The following is a 3013-nucleotide window of genomic DNA, read 5'->3' as shown; positions in this document are numbered from 1 at the left end:
GTCACCACCACTCTAGCCCCCCGCCCCCCACCCCCCCGATCCGCGGCCACCAGCCCCCCGGCGCCCGGGCGGGCGGTTCCATCCGAAGGACCAATGGCCCGCCGTGGCCCGCCGCCCTCCCCAAAGTGGGCGGAGCCAGGACCGCAGCCAGGGCCCGCCATCACCGGGAACGTGCAGGCGGAAGGCGTAGCAGGCGAGGAGAGAGCGAGGCCTGAGAGGGAAAGCAAGGAACTCCACACCGCCGGCGCGAAGGCGCGATCGGCGAGTTCGCCCGTCGGCCGACGACTCCGGAACGCCGGCCGCGGACTCCGACCGCACTGCTGGACTGCCTTGATCAGCGCGGCGTCCCCGGCCCGCCGCTCAGGCCTCCGGGGTGAAACCTCCACGCACACGGAGTGGCAGGCCGGGGATCTCCAGGTCCCCGTCGACCTGACCGACCAACCAGCTGGGGACGTCCTGGTCGAACTCCTCCCAGGCAGCCCACTGGCGGAACCAGACGCCGATCCCCCAGGAGCCGTCCGCACGGGGGATCAGGAAGCAGGCGTCGCCTTCCTGGGTGTTGGCCCACAGCACCATCCCGCGCTCACGGGGGTAGAGGTCGTACGGAATCCTGTCCGGCACCAGCGCCTGGTACAGCGGTCCCATCGCGTTCATCAGATCGAGCATGGTGTACTCGGGCGCTTGCGGGTGCAACACCGACAGGAAGTTCCCGACCACGCCGGGACCGTAGGCGGCGACGAACCGCTTGTACTCCGACGGCAGTTCCCCGGCCACCTCCTCGATGGCCGTCCACGCCTCCACGTCCGAGTAACCCCGGGCGGGACCGAAGCATCGTTCGACATCCTCAGCGGCTACCACGAAGGCCCTCCCCGTTCTCTCGTCCTGCCCGGCCCGCACAGTATGGAGCACCTGATCGAACCGGCCGACCGACGATCCTGCCGACGAGCAGATCCAGCGAGCGGATCCAACCGGCGAGTTAGTGGTCGTTGTGACATTGATCGGTCTGTCCGTTGCGCGCTTCGAGCTCGGCCGCCGTCGCCTGTCGGGTGGCCGCCCACGACGCCAGGAGCGTCAGGTTGTCGGCGGTCGGTGTGCCCGCGGGTGCGGTGTAGACGTTGAGGTGCAGGCCGGGTTCGGCGGGCAGTTCCAGGGTCTCGACGTCCAGGTCGAGCCGGCCCACGATCGGATGGCGCACTCGCTTGCGGCCGGACCGGTGCAGCCGCACGTCCTGGGATGCCCACCGCTGCCGGAACAGCTCGCTGGACGTCGACAGTTCGCCGACGAGGGCGATCAGTTCCTCGTCGTGCGGATTGCGGCCGGCTTCCATGCGCAGCTTCGCGGCCACGGCACCGGCGATCTGGTCGTAGTCGACGAAGAGCTCTCTGGCCGCCTCGGGGTTCAGGTAGACGAACCGCGCCGTGTTCGCGGGCCGTCGTGGGTCGGCCAGCACCGGTGAGTAGAGCGCGCGGGCGAGTTGGTTCATGGCGAGCACGTCGTAGCGGCCGTTGCCGATCCAGGCCGGCGCACCGGAGATCGCGTCGAGCACCTGTTGCAGCGTCGGGCGCACCGTCACGGCAGGCCTGCGTCGGCGTGGGCCGCCGGGCACCGCGGATCGGCGCGCGAGGTGGAACAGGTGGTCGCGCTCGGCCTCGTCGAGTTGCAGGGCGGAGGCCAACGCGTCGAGCACACCGTCGGAGGCGCCGGCGAGGCTGCCGCGCTCCATTCGCGCGTAGTAGTCGACCGACACCCCCGCGAGTAGCGCCACCTCCTCGCGGCGCAGTCCTTTGACCCGACGGTTGCCGCCGTAGGCGGGCAGGCCCGCCTGCGCGGGTGCGATGCGGGCGCGGCGCGAGCCGAGGAACTCCCGGATCTCGGTGCGTGGATCCATCGTGGCCATCCCGTCACCCTAAGCCCGTACCGCGGCCGGAGGGGTGCCCGTTGCGGTCGTCGCGATGCCGCCGTCCACCGGGATGACGGTGCCCGTGAGGTAGGCCCCGGCCCGGCTGGCGAGGAACACGGCGACACCCGCCATGTCGTCGTCGCGGCCGAGCCGGCGCAGCGGGGCCGCCGCCGCGATCGTGCCGCCGACGGCATCGATCGTGGACGCCGTCATCCGCGACGGGAACACTCCCGGCGCCACCGCGTTCACCGTGACGTGCTGTGGGCCCAGCTCTCGGGCGAGCACGCGGGTGAGTTGGTGGAGTGCCGCTTTGCTGGCTGCGTACGAGTAGGTGGGCGCCTCGGCGACGTGAAGGGCGGCGATGCTGCCGATGTTGATGATCCGCGCGGGGTCATCGGCGGTGCCCGCCCTGCGGAGTGCCGGGAGCAGCGCCTGCACCAGCCGGAACGGCGCCTTGAGGTTGAGGTCGATCACCGCGTCCCAGGCCTCGTCCGGGAACGTCTCCAGCGGCTCGCGCCACATCGCCCCCGCGTTGTTGACGAGGATGTCCAGGCGTTCCGAGTCGGCCTGGACGAGGTCGGCGAGGCGTCGGCACTCGTCGTGCCTGGACAGGTCGGCGGGGATCGCTCGGACGTCGCCGAAGGCGGACAGGAGGCGCTGTGCCTCCGCGCACGCGTCCGCGTCGCGTGAGCTGATGACGACGCGGGCGCCCGCCTGGAGCAGGCCGCGCGCTGTCATCAGCCCGATTCCCCGGGTGCCGCCGGTGACGAGGGCGTACTTCCCCCGCAGATCGAAAAGTTCTGCGTGGGTGGTGAACTGGTCGTCCGCCATGGATCTCCGTCCGTTCTGCCGTGGAAGAACGCGCCGACACGGTCGCGCATGCGGGGCAGCCCAAGTTCACCGATGGGGGTGGGGCTGCGGCATGTGTCCAGGCTGACAGGCGTTCCGGACGTCGGGGAGACCCTGGTGTTCCAGGTACTGCGAGAGCACCCCTCGCCTGCTGCGCGCAGACGTGGGGGGCGCGGGGGGGGCCCCCCCCCCCGCCCCCCCACCCCGCCAGGAAGGGAGCCCCGCGCCCCTCCGGGGGGGGGGCGGGGTGGGGGCGGGGCTCGC

At 71.7% G+C, this 3013-nt stretch carries 3 protein-coding genes; all 3 read right to left on the bottom strand.

Features of this window, described 5'->3' with window-relative positions:
- Positions 1 to 360: 360 nt before the first annotated feature.
- Entirely contained in the window at positions 361 to 801 is a 441-nt protein-coding gene (locus ACFWXO_RS23760) for a hypothetical protein (protein ID WP_380525719.1), read from the bottom strand.
- A gap of 175 nt (positions 802 to 976) precedes the next feature.
- A complete protein-coding gene (locus ACFWXO_RS23755) occupies positions 977 to 1897 on the bottom strand; it encodes a helix-turn-helix transcriptional regulator (RefSeq protein ID WP_380525717.1) in 921 nt (306 codons plus the stop codon).
- A 9-nt stretch (positions 1898 to 1906) separates the two neighbouring features.
- Positions 1907 to 2731, bottom strand: coding sequence for an SDR family oxidoreductase (locus tag ACFWXO_RS23750; RefSeq protein ID WP_380525715.1), 825 nt, complete (start codon positions 2729 to 2731; stop codon positions 1907 to 1909).
- Between the last annotated feature and the right edge of the window lie 282 nt (positions 2732 to 3013).

It is taken from the genome of Kitasatospora sp. NPDC059088 (assembly GCF_042738155.1).
Lineage (GTDB): Bacteria > Actinomycetota > Actinomycetes > Streptomycetales > Streptomycetaceae > Kitasatospora.
Note: the sequence above shows the minus strand (reverse complement) of the source record. Positions and strands in the feature narration are given on the sequence as shown.

What these genes read in the sequence shown, in the direction of transcription:
- ACFWXO_RS23755 (WP_380525717.1), bottom strand. Translation starts at nt 1,897, where the DNA reads ATGGCCACGATGGATCCACGCACCGAGATCCGGGAGTTCCTCGGCTCG.
- ACFWXO_RS23750 (WP_380525715.1), bottom strand. Translation starts at nt 2,731, where the DNA reads ATGGCGGACGACCAGTTCACCACCCACGCAGAACTTTTCGATCTGCGG.